We start from the raw sequence: 15,776 nt of genomic DNA on the forward strand, positions 1-15,776 counted from the left end.
GATAACAATTGAACAAACGACAAATATTCCAGCTCTTTATGTGTATATTCACTGGTTTTGCATTAGTCGCATGTGGTCAAGGATCCGGACAAATAAAAGAAGCAGATCATACATTCACAGCTTCACAAACCGCGGGAACAGCAAAGCAAGCAGGGACTTCCAGCGATCAGCATGCATCTGCAAATGGAACAAATGCCGACAATGGGAAAACAACTTCTGCAAGCGGCGGCAATTCGCAGACAGGTGCCGAAAATGGGGCGAATGGCTCCAAACCCGGTGCGGGTCGAGACTCTGCTGCCCAAAATTCCTCCATAAGCAGCACTGGGGATTCGAATGCCGGCGCAAAGTCGTCTGCGCCTGGAAATCAAGCAAGTTCCCCAAAAACTACTGCATCGATGACGATTCAGCCGGAGACAACAGCGGCAGGAACTATAGCTTCCGCACAAACGGCAGCATCGGCAAATGCAATGGCAGCTTCATCTGCTTCTGCCGCTGAAAAGAGCCAAACCGTATCGTTGATGATTGTGGGAGATCGGCAGCTTGGCGTGATATTGCCCAGACAATCGGCAGCGATCCAACAGGGGGATACTGTACTGGATGTACTTTCTCGAGTTTTGAAAGAGAAACATATGCAAATGGAGTATAGCGGAATGGGATCTTCCGCCTATATAAAGGGAATTGATAATTTATATGAATTTGACGATGGGCCCAAAAGCGGCTGGATGTTTAAAGTCAATGGTGCATTTGGTCAGCAAAGTGCGGGAAGTTATCCCGTAAAGGCGGGGGATTCCATTGAATGGCTGTATACGATTGATTTAGGGAAAGACATCGGAGCCAAATAAGGAGCCAAAATGAAAAAAGTGTTTGAAGAATTGCACCCCTTTTCCAGCAGTTTGTATTTTTTTGGATTTATTCTTTTAAATATGATATTCATGCATCCGATCTATCTGGCATCTGGTCTAATCGGGATTGTTCTGGTGAATGTTTGTGTCGATCGCGGGCAGCAGTTGCGAAGCTTCCTTCCCTACTATATACTGACGGGAATTGCAGTTACCCTTGCAAATCCGCTGTTTTCCCATCGCGGCCGCTATATTCTCTTTTATTTCATGAATCAGCCGATTACTTTCGAGTCCGTATTATATGGTGTCACGATGATGTTGTCGCTGCTCAACATTCTGGTTTGCTTCGTAGCTTATAACCAGGTCGTTTCCTCAGGAAAATTTCTTTTTTTATTTTCCCGGGCGTTTCAAAAAGTAGGGCTTTTGATCATGTTGTCTGTTCGCTTTGTGCCCCTTGTCAAACGGCGCATGAGTCAAATTATGATGGTGCAAAAAACGCGCGGCGTGAATCCTTGGCAAGGCGCGATGCGGAAACGAATCGCTGATGCCACACGCATACTGGAGATTTTGATCACTTGGTCATTGGAAGAAGCATTGCAGACGGCTGCATCGATGAAAGCGCGAGGGTATGGGATTCGATTGATTCGCAGCAGTTATCATCCATATCGATTTCATTTGATAGATTTCTTTTGGATTGGCACGCTCGTATGTCTGATCAGCATCTGCATCGCCGAATGGTTTCGTGGATATGGGGTATTGCCGATCTATCCGGTTTTTCATTGGGCCAAATTTGATGACACACAATGGTTCTTATATGCTTGTTTTTGTCTGTACACGATTTTTCCAGTATTGCTGGAAGGGAAGGAGCGAATCCGATGGCAGTCTTGGAAATGAGAAATGTGTCCTTCTCCTATCCGGATGGCACGCAAGCTCTCATTGATATCAATTTGCGTCTGGATCCCGGCGACTGTGTAGTGATTTGCGGAGCGTCAGGATCGGGAAAATCTACATTGCTGCAAATGCTGAAAAGAGAAATTCAACCTGTAGGTCTCGCGACGGGAGAGATTCAATGGGATGGGTTGCCGTTCGCGGAGCAGGAGCTTGCTCGTACGGCACAAGAAATCGGCATGATTTTTCAGGATCCGGAAAATCAAATCGCAATGGATGAGGTATGGCAGGAACTGGCGTTTGGATTGGAAAATATGGGGCTTTCTACAGATGATATCCGCAAACGGGTTGCGGAAATCGTACATTTCTTCGGAATTGAGGATTTGCTGGACCGCAAAACACATGAATTGTCCGGCGGTCAAAAGCAAATGGTCAATTTGGCGGCAGTCCTGTTGATGCAGCCCAAAATTTTGCTGCTTGACGAGCCGACGGCCCAGCTTGATCCGATCGCCGCCAGAGAGTTTTTACAGATGATGCAGCGTCTCAATGAGGAATTGGGCATGACGATTGTGCTGGCGGAACATCGTTTGGAAGACGTGTTTGCATTGGCGGATCGCGTCTTGGTGATGGAACATGGCCAGATCAAATACGAGGGAACGCCAAAGGAAGTGATCCGGCATATCTTTCATGTCGATGATACCCGATTCTTGCCCTATCTGCCTTCGATTGCGAAGTTGTTTTTGGAAAGCCTCCCGGAAAATCGCATCAATCCATCTGTGCAAGCGATGCAGATTCCTGTTTCTGTAAAAGAGGGCAGGCAGTGGTTGTTGAAAATGGGGAATATTCGCTTGGGAACGGAACATAGTGAAGTACATTTAAAACTCCATCGAAACGTACATAGAAAAGAGCATTTCAAAAAATATTCCGATCAGCAGACAGATTTGTCGTCAGTCCTCCTGGAACTCAAGCATGTATATTTTCAATATCAAAGAGATGCAAAGCTTGTATTGGCGGATCTCAATCTCTCGATGCAGCAGCAGGAATGGTTGGCAATCGTCGGCGGAAATGGGGCCGGCAAGACCACATTGCTGCAAGCAGCGGCAGGCTTGCTGACCCCGCAGAAAGGAACCGTAACATGGCAAGGGAAAAAGCTGAAGAAGCTGCCGGAACGGGAACGCTACCAAGTCATTGGCTATGTGGCGCAGAATCCGAAACTCTACTTTGTACATGATTCGGTCGAGCAAGAACTGAGGCACGTCATGCAGCGTTTTCCGGAACGGATCACAGAACAGGATGTGCAACATATGATCGCCCGCCTTAGGATTGCATCGATTTTACAAAAACATCCCTATGATTGCAGCGGCGGGGAGCAACAAAAAGTAGCGTTGGCCGGTGTCTTGCTGACAAAACCGCAAATTCTGCTGCTGGATGAGCCGACGAAAGGGCTGGACCCTTTGTCCAAGCTTGAATTTGCGCAGATTTTGGAGGGATTTCGGCAAGAGGGTGTTGCCATTCTCATGGTGACGCATGATATTGAATTTGCTGCTGCATATGCAACACGCTGCGCCATGCTGTTTCATGGGGAAATAACGGCTGAGGGCACACCAAGGGAATTTTTTCAAGGCAATTATTTTTATACGACTGTCATTCAGCGGCTATTTCAAAATATTTTGCCGACAGCTGTTACATATGAGGAGGTACTTGCACATTGGCGCGGCGTCGTCTCTTGATTTTGCTCATCCTTTTCCTTTGTCTCGCAAGTTTGGCTGTTGCCTCCTTTTGGCTGGACAATCATTATCTGTTGATCAGTTTTGTGCTTGTCCTATTGTCGATTCTGCCTTTTTTTCTGCGTTTTGAATATAAAAAAATCGATGCGAAGGAAATTGTCCTGATTGCGATGCTGTCGGCAATCGCAGCAGTCAGCCGCATTCCCTTTGCGCCGCTTCCCAATATAAAGCCGGTCACATTCATTGTGATTGTCTCGGCATTGGTATTTGGTGCGGAGGCCGGATTTATTATCGGTTCTACCGCCGCATTGGTCTCGAACATATTTTTTGGGCAAGGTCCCTGGACTCCTTGGCAAATGTTCGCTTGGGGAATGGCCGGGTTTGTGACGGGGCTTTTCAAGGATGCCAAATGGCTTTCCCGGCCTTTGGGAAGAGCGGTGTATGGCTTCATTTGGGGATTTTTATTCGATTGGTTCATGAATTTGTCGATTGTCGTGGGATATATCAACGATTTTAGCTGGAAAACGTTTCTTGCTACATATATTGCAAGTTTTTATTTTGATTTGCTGCATGGGGGGTCCAATGCCATTTTTCTCTATGTTTTTGGCGCCAGTTGGATAAAAATGTTAGAGCGTTTTAAAAGAAAATATGGATTGCTGTGTTGAAATTGTAAAAAATTCAATTGCAAACATATGGAATTTCCGGCGAATCACAGGCTGCAGTCGATCCGGGCAGCAGTTGAACAGGAGGACATATATGCTGTATTGGAAATTGTTTGTTGCATTTTTCCGCATCGGCATTTTTGGTTATGGCGGCGGTCCGTCGATGATACCTTTGTTTCATGCGGAGTGTGTAAAAAAATATCAATGGTTGACAGCGGAAGAGTTTTCTGATGCATTGGCGTTGGGAAATGCTCTGCCGGGACCGATTGCTACGAAAATGGCCAGTTATATCGGATATCGGGTCAATGGCTGGAAAGGCGCTCTGGTTGCCAATCTGGCGCTCATTCTGCCGGCTGTGGTGATCATGATCGGGTTGATGGGAGTCATGTACGGGTTCAAAAACCATCCCTTTATCAAGCGCATGATTGCAGCGATTCAGCCCGTCATTGGCGTCATGCTGGCAGTTTTGGCATATGAATTCATATCCAAGGGCGTGAAAGAGGCAAATAATAAGGGATTGTCCATCGGGATGCTGGCATTTTCTCTGATTTGCATTTCCATACTGAATGTTCCGCCGGGAATCCTCGTAGCGGTTGTATTGGCTGTTGCGTTTGCGTATTCCACCTGGCATGCGGGAAGACAGAAACGCCGGGAAAAAGGAGTAGAAACAAAATGATCTATTTGCAAATTTTCTGGGCATTTTTTATTCCTAATATTCTGGGTTATGGTGGCGGCCCATCGCTGATTCCGTTGATCCGGGAGCAAATCGTCGACCATTATCATTGGATGACGTTAAAACAGTTCGGCGAAACACTAGCCATTGCGAATGCGCTTCCAAGCCCTTTTAATACGAAAATGGCCGGCTATATCGGGTATCAGCTGGCCGGCATAGCGGGGGCGCTCGCAGCGGAAGTTGCAACCATTTTGCCAAGCGCGATCGCGATGATTGTGCTGTTGCGGTTTATGTCTGTATTCCGGACGGCACCGCAAGTAAAAGCGATGACATTCTCCATCCGTCACATCGTTGCCGTATTGTTAGGCGTGCTTGCCTATCAGTTTTTTGCAGATTCTGTTAAGGGCATAGGCTGGATGCATTCGATCATTTTGGGTGTTGCCGCATATTTGCTGTTGGAGCGGTTCAAGATTCATCCGGCCATTGTGATCGCAGGAACCATGATCTATGGCGCGGTTATTATTTAAAGATGGGAAAGACCGGAGCGAGCAGCTTGGCACCACATACGCACAACAATGCATAAGAAAGACCATGCAAGAAACCATTGGCAGTTTGTCTTTGGTTTTTTTGTCATGAATAGGCATGTAAAACGAGGGGAACCTATCAAAAGTTGGTATGGATTTGAAACTCAGATTGTACAGATGGATTAGGCACATGGAGGAACGCGGATGAAAATTTTCATCGTATTCGATAGTGAAAACGGACATACAGAAGCTGTGGCAGAAGCAATAGCAGAAGGAGCAAGAGATGTCACAGGAGCGGAAGTATTTCTTCAACATGTGAATCAGGCGGATGTGAACGATCTGGTAGAGATGGATGCCATCATTTGGGGGTGCCCCGGGCATTTTGGAACAATCAGTGCAGGGCTCAAAGCATGGATTGATCAACTCGGAGGTTTGTGGGCGCAAGGAAAGCTGATCGGGAAAATCGGTGCTACGTTTTGCACCACTGCAACGGTTCATGGCGGAATTGAATCCACATTGTTAAATTTGATTACCCCGATGCTTCATAATGGAATGATTGTTGTGGGATTGCCTGGCAATATACCAGAAAATGCAATGTATGGTTCCTATTATGGCGTCGGAATTACGTGCCCCGTTGAAACATCCCACGATGCGCCTCCAAACATGCCCTCAGAGACTGACTTGATTTTGGCAAGGGCACTTGGCCATCGAGTTGCTGTCGTAACAGGCAAGTTTGTTAGTTAATTACGAGAGGATGGACGGATCGTGGCAACAGTTATAGTCGGAGGCGTAGTACTTGTTATTCTATTGATTGTTCTAATTACGATTAATATTCGTGCGGCGCAAAAAAATTACGTTCCGCAGCATGCAAAAACGAAGAAGGACGAAACGCAGCCTGTTTTACAGGATGCATCTGTGCTGGCTGCGGAAAATCCCATGCAGCAGCAAGGGGAACCTGCGCCGCATAGAAATGTTCCATCTGTGTCAGGCAATCTATCGGAACCGAATGTGCCGGAGAAAAATTCTCGGAGAGGCTCCTTGCCGGAAACATCCGATCTGCAATATCGGGCGGCATTGCGAAATTTTGCCGACAAAGGCGAACAGTCCAAGAACGAAGAGGCGCCAAAGCGGGGCCAGTCCGACTTGGCATATCGCAACGCGTTACGCAACATGCAGCGGAAAAATTCGGAATAAGAGCATTCCGAACAAGAACTTTGCTGTCAATAAGTGCTTTGATTTTATCCAAAAAGAAAGCGTGTTGTCAGTTTTCACAACACGCTTTTCAAATACTCTTTGAAAGGTTATATCATTTCTTGCGAATCAAAACGGTTTCGTTTGCAAATTCTTTCATAACGGCTCCATAAAATGTCTGCCATTCTCGAGATACATTGTTTAAATGGGGTTGGAGTGTTTGAGATTCCGGGAAAACAGCCGGAGCTTGTTTTGGCTTTTTGGCAGGCTTCCGTTCTTGTTTCGTTTTTGCTTCATTCGATCTTGCTCTAGCCATTGCAATCCTTCTTTCCATTCGGCCGATTTCCTTTTTGATTGGCCTTCTTCGATACTCGTACTCAGTTACCCTTCATCTGATTGAATCCAGTCTTTTCGGAGGACGAAGAGGTTTCGCAGGTCGTCTGTAGAGAGCTCGGTAATCCAGTTTTCCCCGCCGCCGACAATTTGGTCATTCATTCCTTGTTTTTTATCAATCAACTCGTCGATTCGTTCTTCCAGCGTTCCGAGCGTAACAAACTTGTGTACTTGTACATGCTGTGTTTGTCCGATGCGGAACGCCCGGTCTGTTGCCTGATTTTCCACGGCCGGATTCCACCAGCGGTCGAAGTGAAACACATGACTTGCTGCAGTCAGATTCAACCCGACACCGCCGGCTTTGAGGGAGAGGAGAAAGATATGTCGTCTCTCTTCTAAAGGAAGCATCTGATCCTGGAATTGCGCAATCATCCGATCCCGCTTTGTTTTCGATACGCCGCCGTGAAGAAATAGGATTTGTTCTTGCAATTCCTGTTCCAAAAATTGCACCAGAAGATGCCCCATTTCGACAAACTGGGTAAAAATCAGGCAGCTGTCGCCTTCTTGCCGCAACTCCTGCACCATGTCCAACAATCGTTCCATTTTATTGGAGCGGTTTTTCCGTGTGATTTGGCCACTCTCTTTTAATACCAATGCCGGATGGTTGCATAGTTGTTTTATTTTCGTCAAGGTGGATAAAATCAATCCCCGGCGCTCCATTGCAGATACGACATCCAAGCGCTCAAACATATCCTGGATGATCGATTCATACATGGCCGCTTGTTCGACGGTAAGGGAAACGTACAATTTGGATTCCTGCTTTTCCGGCAGATCCAATTCAATGTCCGGCGAAGTTTTGACACGCCGCAGCAGGAATGGTTGAATCAAGCGTTTCACCTGTTCAATCCGCGTGGGATCATTCGACTTTTCAATCGGTTGAACAAACTGTTTTTGGAAGGAGGAAAGGCTCCCCAAATATCCAGGATTGACAAAATCCATAATTGACCACAATTCTGTCAGACGGTTTTCCATCGGCGTACCTGTCATGGCGACACGATGGTCTGCTTCCAGCCGGCGGATCGCTGCCGACTGTTTTGTGTACACATTTTTGATGTTCTGTGCTTCGTCCAGGCAAATGGCGTTCCAATGAACAGTACGAAATTCTTCCTCATCCAAATGTGTCAACGTATAGGATGTCAGGACGACATCGACCGTTTGTGCAGTTTGCAGGAAATCCTCCCCTTTCTTGCGATTGGTGCCATGATGCAAGTAAATCGTAAGGGATGGGGCGAATCGGTCAATCTCTTTTTGCCAGTTGCCAAGTACGGAAGTCGGGCAGACAAGCAGTGTGGGAGTCGATTGTTTTTGTTTGTCTTTCACATGCAAGAGATAATTGATCCATTGAATGGTTTTTCCCAATCCCATATCATCAGCCAGACATGCGCCCAATCCTAACGAACGCAGGAACAACAGCCAGGATACGCCTTCTGTCTGATATTTGCGCAATGTTCCCTGAAAGGAAAGAGCTGCAGGCAATTGCGGGATGCCCCGGATGTGCTTCAGTTGTTCAAAGAGCGCAAGAATGTGTTGATTTAACTCAAGTTCCACTGACAGTTCCGGAAATAGCCCGGCTGCCTCCGGATTATGATCATCGATTGGCGGTTCCTGGCTGTCGTCAATGGGCGAAGCGTCCGTCAGATCGGCAGTACCCTGAATCAAGTGCATTTCCAAAACATCGCGAAATGTGAGTCCATTTTTTTTGGAAAGTTGTTTCATAAAATTCCGGACTTGTTTTTGCAATTGGGCATCAAGAGGAATCCATTGTCCTTGAAATTTAATCAATCGATGTTTCTCGTCCAGCCATTTGCCGAACTCTTTCTCACTGAGTTCGATGTTTCCAAGCGCCAATTTCCAATCAAAATCCATGATTTGCTGCAATCCGAATATCGATTGCCCCTTTGCTCCGGCAGAGGAACGGATATTCATTTTTACTTTTGGTTTTTGTTTTTTTAATTCTTTCCACCAGCCAGGCAGTAAAATGGTATATCCATGTCCAATCAAGCGTTCGCTGGCATTTGTTAAAAAGTTGTACGCTTGCTCTGTTGTCATGGCTGCAAGGAGTCGGCCGTCTTCATTGGGATCTTTCAGCCAGGGCACGAGCTGCATCCAGATTTCCATGTCCTTGCGAATACGGCCTTCAAATGGCAAAAAGGAATCGGGAAGCGGCTGGTCTGAGAGCGGACGCTTTTGTGAATATGGAATCAGCGTATCCGGGTTTTCATTGTCTTGCAGCATGATATGCAATAGCCATGTTTCTTCGTCGTCAACCGGCTCATCCAATTGTAAAACAGTATGAAAGGGTGTCGTATTTTGTTGCCAACCGATTGCAATCAGCCAATCTTCTTCATCCAACCAAAGATGCTTGTCTGTATGTGCGGCAAGTGCCGGGTATGTTTCGAGCACTTGCTGCCATGCATCGTGTACGGGATTGTTCTGTTCGAGCAGTTCCCGGAAGATCGCTTGCAGCCAATCGTTTACATAAAACAAGGCAATATTTAAATGACTCCATACGCTTTGGTCATTGTCTCCCGGTTGGAGTTCCCGAGTTTCCATGAAAGATGGATTCTGATGAACTTCTTTGTCCGGGAAAAGCAGTTTCCATTGAAGGGTATCCGCTGTTTTCCAAATTTCGAAATCCGGTGCGAAATTCCCTTGTTGCAGGGCATGTTTGATAATTTTTGCAGCCGAACGCAATGCGCGCAAGTTTTCATGTTCCATGACTGACACGTGATGATTGCGAGCCGTCGGATTTGAAAAATACTCCAACGCATGCCGCGGCGACAAGATGATACACGGAATTCCATTGTGTGCTGCGGACTCATGCATGGTTCCGTAATAGGAATAAGGATCCCAAGTAAACAAGAGTGGCGCCAATTGATCCGCAGGTATGTAGTTGGAATGGCGGTTTTTGGCATAGAGAAAAAAGCGGCCGGAGGGCTGCCAGACGGCATTCACTTCCAACTGTACGGTTTGCATCTGTAATTGGCTCATTCGTTCAGCTTCCCCTTTGTCAATTCTTCCTGTAACGCTCGCAGTCGGCTGTATTTGCTTTTAAACGATTGATAAAACATTTGCCAGCGATCCATTTGCTTTAATTTTTTATAGTAGCGATGTAAAGTTTTTAAATAACGGACAGCCATTTTATAGGAAGCCCTGTTTTTCTCTTGCACCAGCCGCTCAACATTTTGATGGTAGAATGGGAGCAAGAGGCGGACATCTTCGCTTTCAATGATTTTAACGGAGTCTTTGGAAATGTTAAGAGGTGATGTTTCATAAAACAAGTGAACGTCCACCCATTCTTTCAATCGTCCGGTTTCTATTAGATAGTTTTCAAGGAACTGCATGGAAATCGGCAAACCGGCATGCAAAATATGAACCCATGGTTCATCTGTATACCCATGTTTCACGGCTTTTTTCCAGATATACGACAATACAACGTACATCTGACCATCATAAAGATCCGATATATCTATCGTAAAGAGCAGCCATTGGTACAATTTGTCCCACTGCTCCAATTGCTCATGGTAGACAAGAAAAAATAAACAAGGTTCCAGCAGGGTTATCTCGGCAAGTTCAGAAAGCCGTTCAATCGCTTGCGAATCATTGCCATCCAATATATCAAATAATGCCAAGGCATATGAAAACAACTCGTTTTGCAGATCTTCGTTGTCAGGTTTTTGCAATTGCAGCTGCAAATAGGCAGTTTCGAATTGGGTTAATGCCGGATCTTTATGCAGCCAATGGAGCCAGCAGGAATGATAGATCAACACCCAGTCAGAATACTCGTTTACTTCGCTGGAATTCTCCAGAAGCTCATGGAAGTATTCGGCAGTTTCCCGAATGTGTGCAACGTTGCTGCCTGCAGGCAGTATTTTGCTTGCCTGGTTTTCAAACATTTGAATCAATTGATTGGTGTGCCGGATGATCTGATCGTCCCATTCTTCCTGAAGATACCATCCATAATAACTGCTTTTGACATTTTCCCAAAGATTCCGAAGGAGTTCAATGAAAAATATATGAAGATGCAGTTCATAGATGAAGCGATTTTTGCGATCCCATCTCTTTGCAACTTCAACTAATTTTTTTTCAAATTGTTTTAATGCATGCGTGATAGAAGCAAGTGTTTTTTGCTGTTCAAAAGCTATGTGAAACGACCGTTGAAAATAGTTGCGCCACTCCTTGACGGTATCTGTCTCCAGCGGTTCTGGAACGCTTTTTTTCGCGGCAGACTTAGAAGATCTTGCCAGATTTGTTTCAAGGGCGAGTCTTTGGTTTTGCTGCTTTGCTTGTTCTTTTTGTATTTGTACGGTTTTTCTATGCTGCTCGATTTCATATTGTTCACTGTAGTTGTGCATCCACTCATCTGGGGAATGATAGGTTTTATAAACTGCAAAAAACGTGGCTGCCATATGTTTGCAAAAGCCGTCGTAAGGACATGTACATGTACTCATGGCAAAAAAATCGGTATCCAGTGTCACATCATAATGTTCTGTTCCAAAAACCTTTGCATGAATGAGAAAGTTGGAAGTTACCCGGACATTACGGACATGGCCATCCCGATAGTACTCCAGTCCGCGCAATAAAATTACAGGTTCAAAATATTCTTCTGCTGCATAGCTCAAATGTTCAACGATTTCTGCTGGTATTCGATTCGTATCTAGCACCGTGTATCCTCCGTATGACTTGTTCACCGATTCTATTACCCTTTAGAATAGCATGTTTTGCTATATGAATGTACTCTATATATGTGTGCAAGTTTTTAACATTGAATGATTGTGAGTGAATATAAATATTTTTCGACATATTTTGAATGAATTTGAATGTTTGTGATTGAAAATTGTCGAATTTGGTGATATAGTAACTTCTAATAAAGAAAGGGGGAGAGCAATTATTCTAAGTATTGACAGACAACAGAAAATATATGACGAAATTCGCATAAAAGGTTCGATCCGAATTTCTCATTTGATCCAAGACCTAAATACTTCGGAATCGACGATTCGCCGTGATCTGGAGGAATTGGAAAAACAAGGATTAATCAAGCGGGTACATGGTGGAGCCATTTTACCACAGCATGTATCGATCGAACCATCCATTCTTGATAAATCTGTCATGTTTTCGGAAGAGAAAGACAAGATCGGGAAATTTGCCGCAACATTAGTAGAAGAACATACTTCTATTATTGTAGATTCTGGTACGACAACTGCATGTTTCGCGCGCCATCTGCAAATACCTAATCTGACGATCCTGACAAATGGGATTAACATTGCGGATATTTTGAGCAGCAAGCAGTATAACATTTTGTTGACAGGTGGCCTATTGAAAACGAATACCCAAGCAATGGTCGGGGAATTGGCAATTGAAACACTGAGCCGTTTTCATGTGGACATTTGCTTTTTAGCCATCAACGCCATTTCCGAGGATATAGGGCTGTCAACGCCTGATTATCAAGAAGCATGGGTGAAAAAAGCGATGATTGAAGCAGCAGAAAAAGTCATCTTGCTTATCGATAGTTCAAAATTTGGAAAAGTGAATTTAACCCGTGTTGCTGATCTGGGGAATATCGACATGGTGGTTACGGATGAGGGGATATCCAAAGAGTATATACAGTGGTTAGAATCCCATGATGTAAAAGTTTACGTTGTTTAGAAAGAAGTGAAGAATTTGAAAATTGTGACTGTTACTGTGAATCCGGCAATTGATTTAACAGTTTATACAGATTCCTTGCAAATCGGGGAAATAAACGCTGTTGAATCGATGAGAAAAGACAGCGGGGGAAAAGGGATTAACGTTTCCAAAGTGTTAAAAAATCTCGACGTATTGACAGTAGCTACAGGTTTTTTGGCCGGGGAAGCGGGTTGCTGGATCCGGGACGAACTGAAAAATAAGTCGATATCCCATGACTTTTTGGAAACCAGCGGGGAGACGCGAACAAATGTAAAAATTATCGCATCGGATGTGGAGACACAATTAAACGGATCTGGTCCCGAATTGACAGAAACGGATATCAATCGCCTGATCGAAAAACTGAATGATCTTTTACAAGACGGCGACGGATTGATTTTGGCCGGAAGTCTGCCAAAACAAACGGATCCCGGTATGTATCGGCAGATTATACAATCGTTGAAAAATCAAGTGTTTGTTGCCGTTGATACATCTGGAGCGGCACTTGCGGAAACGATTGAGGCAAGACCGCATTTTTTGAAACCGAATGAGGAAGAGTTGAACCAATTATTCGATACTGCGCTGGAGACAGAGACAGAGATCATCGATGCCGCATACAAGCTAAGGGAAAAAGGTGTGGAAATTGTATTGATATCCCGCGGTGAAAAAGGCTCCATTATGGTTTCCGCAGCTGGTACATGCAAAGCGATTCCGCCGGTTATCACACCTGTCAGCACGATTGGAGCAGGGGATTCGACGGTTGCCGGATTTGTCTCGAAGTATTTGCAAACAAAGGATCTGATTCGTTCTCTCCGCTTCGCAAATGCATGTGGTGTAGCGACAACATTAAAACCAGGCTCCCAAGTTTGTAGTCGTATCGAAGTTGAAAATATGCTGGATCAAATTCAATTGGACTGTGAAAGGTGAATGTGTATGAAAATAACGGAATTGCTTCAGAAAAGCAGGATCGTATTGAACGTTGCTGCAAAAGACAAACAAGGCGTATTGGAAGAATTGTCCCAATTGTTGATAAAAGACGGAATTGTTACAAATCAAAATGAATTTATGCAAGCGCTGTTAAAACGGGAAGAAGAAGGTACTACGGGAATCGGTGAAGGCATTGCGATTCCACACGGAAGATCCCGTGCGGTGGCTCGCCCGGCACTGGCATTAGGATTGACACACAGCGGTTTAGACTATGAATCTCTCGATGGACAACCGGTTCATATTGTATTCATGATAGCGGTTCCAGAAAATGCCGATCAGGAGCATCTTCATGTATTGGCGGCACTTTCTCGCCTTTTAATGGATGAGGAAGTGAGAAAGGGATTGCTTGCCGCACAATCGGCTGATGAAATTTTAGCGCTCATCGACAGCCATTCGGAACCGGAAGAAGAGCAAGGGGTCGCGGCAAACGGGCAAACGAAGGAGCAGGCGCAGGCAGAATCCGCGCGGACGAAAAAAATTGTCGCCATTACGGCATGTCCGACAGGCATCGCCCATACGTATATGGCGGCAGAATCTTTGGAAAAAGCTGCAAAACAATTGGGATATCAAGTAAAAGTGGAGACGCAAGGTTCTGTCGGAGCGGAGAACGTGTTGAGCGGAACAGAGATCCAGGAAGCCGATGCAGTGATTATCGCTGCCGATAAAAAGGTTGAATTGGATCGTTTTCACGGCAAACGTGTGATCGAAGTATCTGTGTCTTCTGCCATCAAAGATCCCGGCGATTTAATCGCGAAATCCTTGCAAGCGCCTGTATTTGCAGGAGGCGGCGATTATGCGGATCAGGTGGCGCGGGCGAAAGAAGAGAAAAAAGCGGCGATGCCGGCCTTTTATAAACATTTGATGAATGGGGTTTCCCACATGATTCCCCTTGTCACGGCGGGCGGATTGTTAATTGCGATTTGTTTTGCCTTCGGGATTACGGCATTCAAAGATCCGCATTCTCCCTATTACACAATTGCCAAGGCATTTATGGATATCGGGGGCGGTTCCGCATTTGCATTGATGATTCCGATTCTTTCCGGATTTATTGCCATGTCGATTGCGGACAGACCCGGCTTGACACCAGGACTTGTCGGCGGCATGTTGGCTTCTTCGATTGGCGCCGGCTTCTTGGGCGGGATCATTTCAGGATTTTTGGCAGGTTATGTTGCAAAATGGATTCGGGACGGCATACGATTGCCGAAAAATTTCCAGGGTTTGATGCCGGTATTGATCATTCCATTTTTCTCAACGGCGATTGTCGGACTCATCATGGTTTTTGTATTGGGAACACCGATTAAAGATCTCATGCAACTGTTGACAACAGGTCTTAAAAACATGGGTGCATCCGGTTCTATCGGTCTTGGTTTATTGCTTGGAGCGATGATGGCATTCGATATGGGCGGACCGATCAATAAAGTGGCGTATACGTTTGCGACAGGCATGTTGGCAAGCCAGACAGATGTTGGGTACAGTATTATGGCAGCTGTTATGGCAGCCGGGATGGTACCGCCGCTTGGCATGGCGCTTTCTACGTTTATCGCCCGGAATCGTTACAGTGCAGAAGAACGAGAGGCCGGAAAAGCGGCAGCCGTTCTTGGGATTGCATTCATTACAGAAGGCGCGATTCCATTTGCCGCTCGCGACCCGTTCCGTGTCATTCCCTCGATTGTCATTGGTTCTGCCGTTACAGGCGCGTTATCGATGCTGTTCCATTGCACACTGCGTGCTCCTCACGGCGGCATCTTCGTACTCGCAGTCCCGCAAGCGGTTGGAAATGTGGGATTGTATGCATTGTCAATTCTCATTGGCGCGATTGTATCGGGAGTTCTTGTTTCGATTCTGAAAAAACCGATTTCTGCTTAACTCATAGAAGTTTTAATGTTACAATATCGTTACAAGCCTGTAAGTAGAAAATGCAGATAAAGAACATTTGCAAGAATCAATATGTGAATAGGAGTGGCTTTTCATGCTTGAAAAATCATTGACAATTCAATTGGCGCAAGGACTTCATGCGCGTCCGGCGAGTGAATTTGTAAAGGCTGCAACGTCCTTTCAAAGTGAAGTTCATTTAAGCAAACAAGGAAAAAAGGTAAATGCCAAAAGCATTATGGGATTAATGTCGCTGGCGGTAAAAAAGGGAGATCAGATTACGTTGACCGTTGATGGAGCGGATGAGTCGAAAGCAATGGCTGCACTGGAAACATTGCTTGTCGAAGGGAATGAGTAAG

15 protein-coding genes are annotated in these 15,776 nt (G+C 45.4%); 12 read left to right on the plus strand and 3 right to left on the minus strand.

Annotated elements, in window-relative coordinates; genetic code table 11:
- Window positions 1-8 precede the first annotated feature (8 nt).
- From LSG31_RS10815 to LSG31_RS10850, 8 genes are all read left to right on the plus strand, one after another.
- Entirely contained in the window at window positions 9-842 is an 834-nt protein-coding gene (locus LSG31_RS10815) for a DUF4430 domain-containing protein (protein ID WP_347439262.1), read from the plus strand.
- Window positions 843-851: 9 nt separating this feature from the next.
- A complete protein-coding gene (locus LSG31_RS10820; protein WP_347439263.1) occupies window positions 852-1,733 on the plus strand; it encodes an energy-coupling factor transporter transmembrane component T in 882 nt (293 codons plus the stop codon).
- The gene (locus LSG31_RS10825) at window positions 1,715-3,457 is read left to right on the plus strand and encodes an ABC transporter ATP-binding protein (protein ID WP_347439264.1); all 1,743 of its coding nucleotides are present in this window, start codon (window positions 1,715-1,717) and stop codon (window positions 3,455-3,457) included. The genes LSG31_RS10820 and LSG31_RS10825 overlap by 19 nt, the downstream gene beginning before the upstream one ends.
- A complete protein-coding gene (locus LSG31_RS10830) occupies window positions 3,436-4,119 on the plus strand; it encodes an ECF transporter S component (protein WP_347439265.1) in 684 nt (227 codons plus the stop codon). The genes LSG31_RS10825 and LSG31_RS10830 overlap by 22 nt, the downstream gene beginning before the upstream one ends.
- Window positions 4,120-4,210: 91 nt before the next feature.
- Window positions 4,211-4,792, plus strand: coding sequence for a chromate transporter (locus LSG31_RS10835; RefSeq protein ID WP_347439266.1), 582 nt, complete (start codon window positions 4,211-4,213; stop codon window positions 4,790-4,792).
- Complete coding sequence (locus tag LSG31_RS10840; RefSeq protein ID WP_347439267.1) at window positions 4,789-5,316, plus strand: chromate transporter; 528 nt, start codon at window positions 4,789-4,791, stop codon at window positions 5,314-5,316. Before LSG31_RS10835 ends, LSG31_RS10840 begins: the two co-directional genes overlap by 4 nt.
- A gap of 201 nt (window positions 5,317-5,517) precedes the next feature.
- Window positions 5,518-6,057, plus strand: a complete 540-nt coding sequence (locus tag LSG31_RS10845; RefSeq protein ID WP_347439268.1) for an NAD(P)H-dependent oxidoreductase — start codon at window positions 5,518-5,520, stop codon at window positions 6,055-6,057.
- Window positions 6,058-6,078: 21 nt separating this feature from the next.
- Window positions 6,079-6,507: a hypothetical protein gene (locus LSG31_RS10850; RefSeq protein ID WP_347439269.1), complete on the plus strand. Its 429-nt coding sequence runs from the start codon at window positions 6,079-6,081 to the stop codon at window positions 6,505-6,507.
- Window positions 6,508-6,619: 112 nt separating this feature from the next.
- Here LSG31_RS10850 and LSG31_RS10855 read toward each other — a convergent pair whose 3' ends face one another.
- From LSG31_RS10855 to LSG31_RS10865, 3 genes are all read right to left on the minus strand, one after another.
- A complete protein-coding gene (locus LSG31_RS10855; RefSeq protein ID WP_347439270.1) occupies window positions 6,620-6,820 on the minus strand; it encodes a hypothetical protein in 201 nt (66 codons plus the stop codon).
- 65 nt (window positions 6,821-6,885) lie between these two features.
- Window positions 6,886-9,888 carry a DEAD/DEAH box helicase gene (locus LSG31_RS10860; protein WP_347439271.1) on the minus strand — a complete coding sequence of 1,001 codons (3,003 nt, stop codon included), beginning with the start codon at window positions 9,886-9,888 and terminating at the stop codon, window positions 6,886-6,888.
- Complete coding sequence (locus tag LSG31_RS10865) at window positions 9,885-11,561, minus strand: SWIM zinc finger family protein (RefSeq protein WP_347439272.1); 1,677 nt, start codon at window positions 11,559-11,561, stop codon at window positions 9,885-9,887. The genes LSG31_RS10860 and LSG31_RS10865 overlap by 4 nt, the downstream gene beginning before the upstream one ends.
- A 166-nt stretch (window positions 11,562-11,727) precedes the next feature.
- On the opposite strand from LSG31_RS10865, the gene LSG31_RS10870 reads away from it, so the two are divergent.
- From LSG31_RS10870 to LSG31_RS10885, 4 genes are all read left to right on the plus strand, one after another.
- Window positions 11,728-12,543 carry a DeoR/GlpR family DNA-binding transcription regulator gene (locus LSG31_RS10870; RefSeq protein WP_347439273.1) on the plus strand — a complete coding sequence of 272 codons (816 nt, stop codon included), beginning with the start codon at window positions 11,728-11,730 and terminating at the stop codon, window positions 12,541-12,543.
- 24 nt (window positions 12,544-12,567) lie between these two features.
- Window positions 12,568-13,485 carry a 1-phosphofructokinase gene (gene pfkB, locus LSG31_RS10875; RefSeq protein WP_347439490.1) on the plus strand — a complete coding sequence of 306 codons (918 nt, stop codon included), beginning with the start codon at window positions 12,568-12,570 and terminating at the stop codon, window positions 13,483-13,485.
- Window positions 13,486-13,491: 6 nt separating this feature from the next.
- Window positions 13,492-15,411 carry a PTS fructose transporter subunit IIABC gene (locus tag LSG31_RS10880; protein WP_347439274.1) on the plus strand — a complete coding sequence of 640 codons (1,920 nt, stop codon included), beginning with the start codon at window positions 13,492-13,494 and terminating at the stop codon, window positions 15,409-15,411.
- A 103-nt stretch (window positions 15,412-15,514) separates the two neighbouring features.
- Window positions 15,515-15,775 carry an HPr family phosphocarrier protein gene (locus tag LSG31_RS10885; RefSeq protein WP_347439275.1) on the plus strand — a complete coding sequence of 87 codons (261 nt, stop codon included), beginning with the start codon at window positions 15,515-15,517 and terminating at the stop codon, window positions 15,773-15,775.
- Window position 15,776 lies beyond the last annotated feature (1 nt).

The organism is Fodinisporobacter ferrooxydans, from assembly GCF_022818495.1.
Lineage (GTDB): Bacteria > Bacillota > Bacilli > Tumebacillales > MYW30-H2 > Fodinisporobacter > Fodinisporobacter ferrooxydans.

Excerpts from the sequence above, each read along its gene's own strand:
- LSG31_RS10825 (WP_347439264.1), top strand. The coding sequence starts at position 1,715 with ATGGCAGTCTTGGAAATGAGAAATGTGTCCTTCTCCTATCCGGATGGC.
- LSG31_RS10820 (WP_347439263.1), top strand. The coding sequence starts at position 852 with ATGAAAAAAGTGTTTGAAGAATTGCACCCCTTTTCCAGCAGTTTGTAT.
- LSG31_RS10860 (WP_347439271.1), bottom strand. The coding sequence starts at position 9,888 with ATGAGCCAATTACAGATGCAAACCGTACAGTTGGAAGTGAATGCCGTC.
- LSG31_RS10835 (WP_347439266.1), top strand. The coding sequence starts at position 4,211 with ATGCTGTATTGGAAATTGTTTGTTGCATTTTTCCGCATCGGCATTTTT.
- LSG31_RS10840 (WP_347439267.1), top strand. The coding sequence starts at position 4,789 with ATGATCTATTTGCAAATTTTCTGGGCATTTTTTATTCCTAATATTCTG.
- LSG31_RS10880 (WP_347439274.1), top strand. The coding sequence starts at position 13,492 with ATGAAAATAACGGAATTGCTTCAGAAAAGCAGGATCGTATTGAACGTT.
- LSG31_RS10855 (WP_347439270.1), bottom strand. The coding sequence starts at position 6,820 with ATGGCTAGAGCAAGATCGAATGAAGCAAAAACGAAACAAGAACGGAAG.
- LSG31_RS10845 (WP_347439268.1), top strand. The coding sequence starts at position 5,518 with ATGAAAATTTTCATCGTATTCGATAGTGAAAACGGACATACAGAAGCT.
- LSG31_RS10885 (WP_347439275.1), top strand. The coding sequence starts at position 15,515 with ATGCTTGAAAAATCATTGACAATTCAATTGGCGCAAGGACTTCATGCG.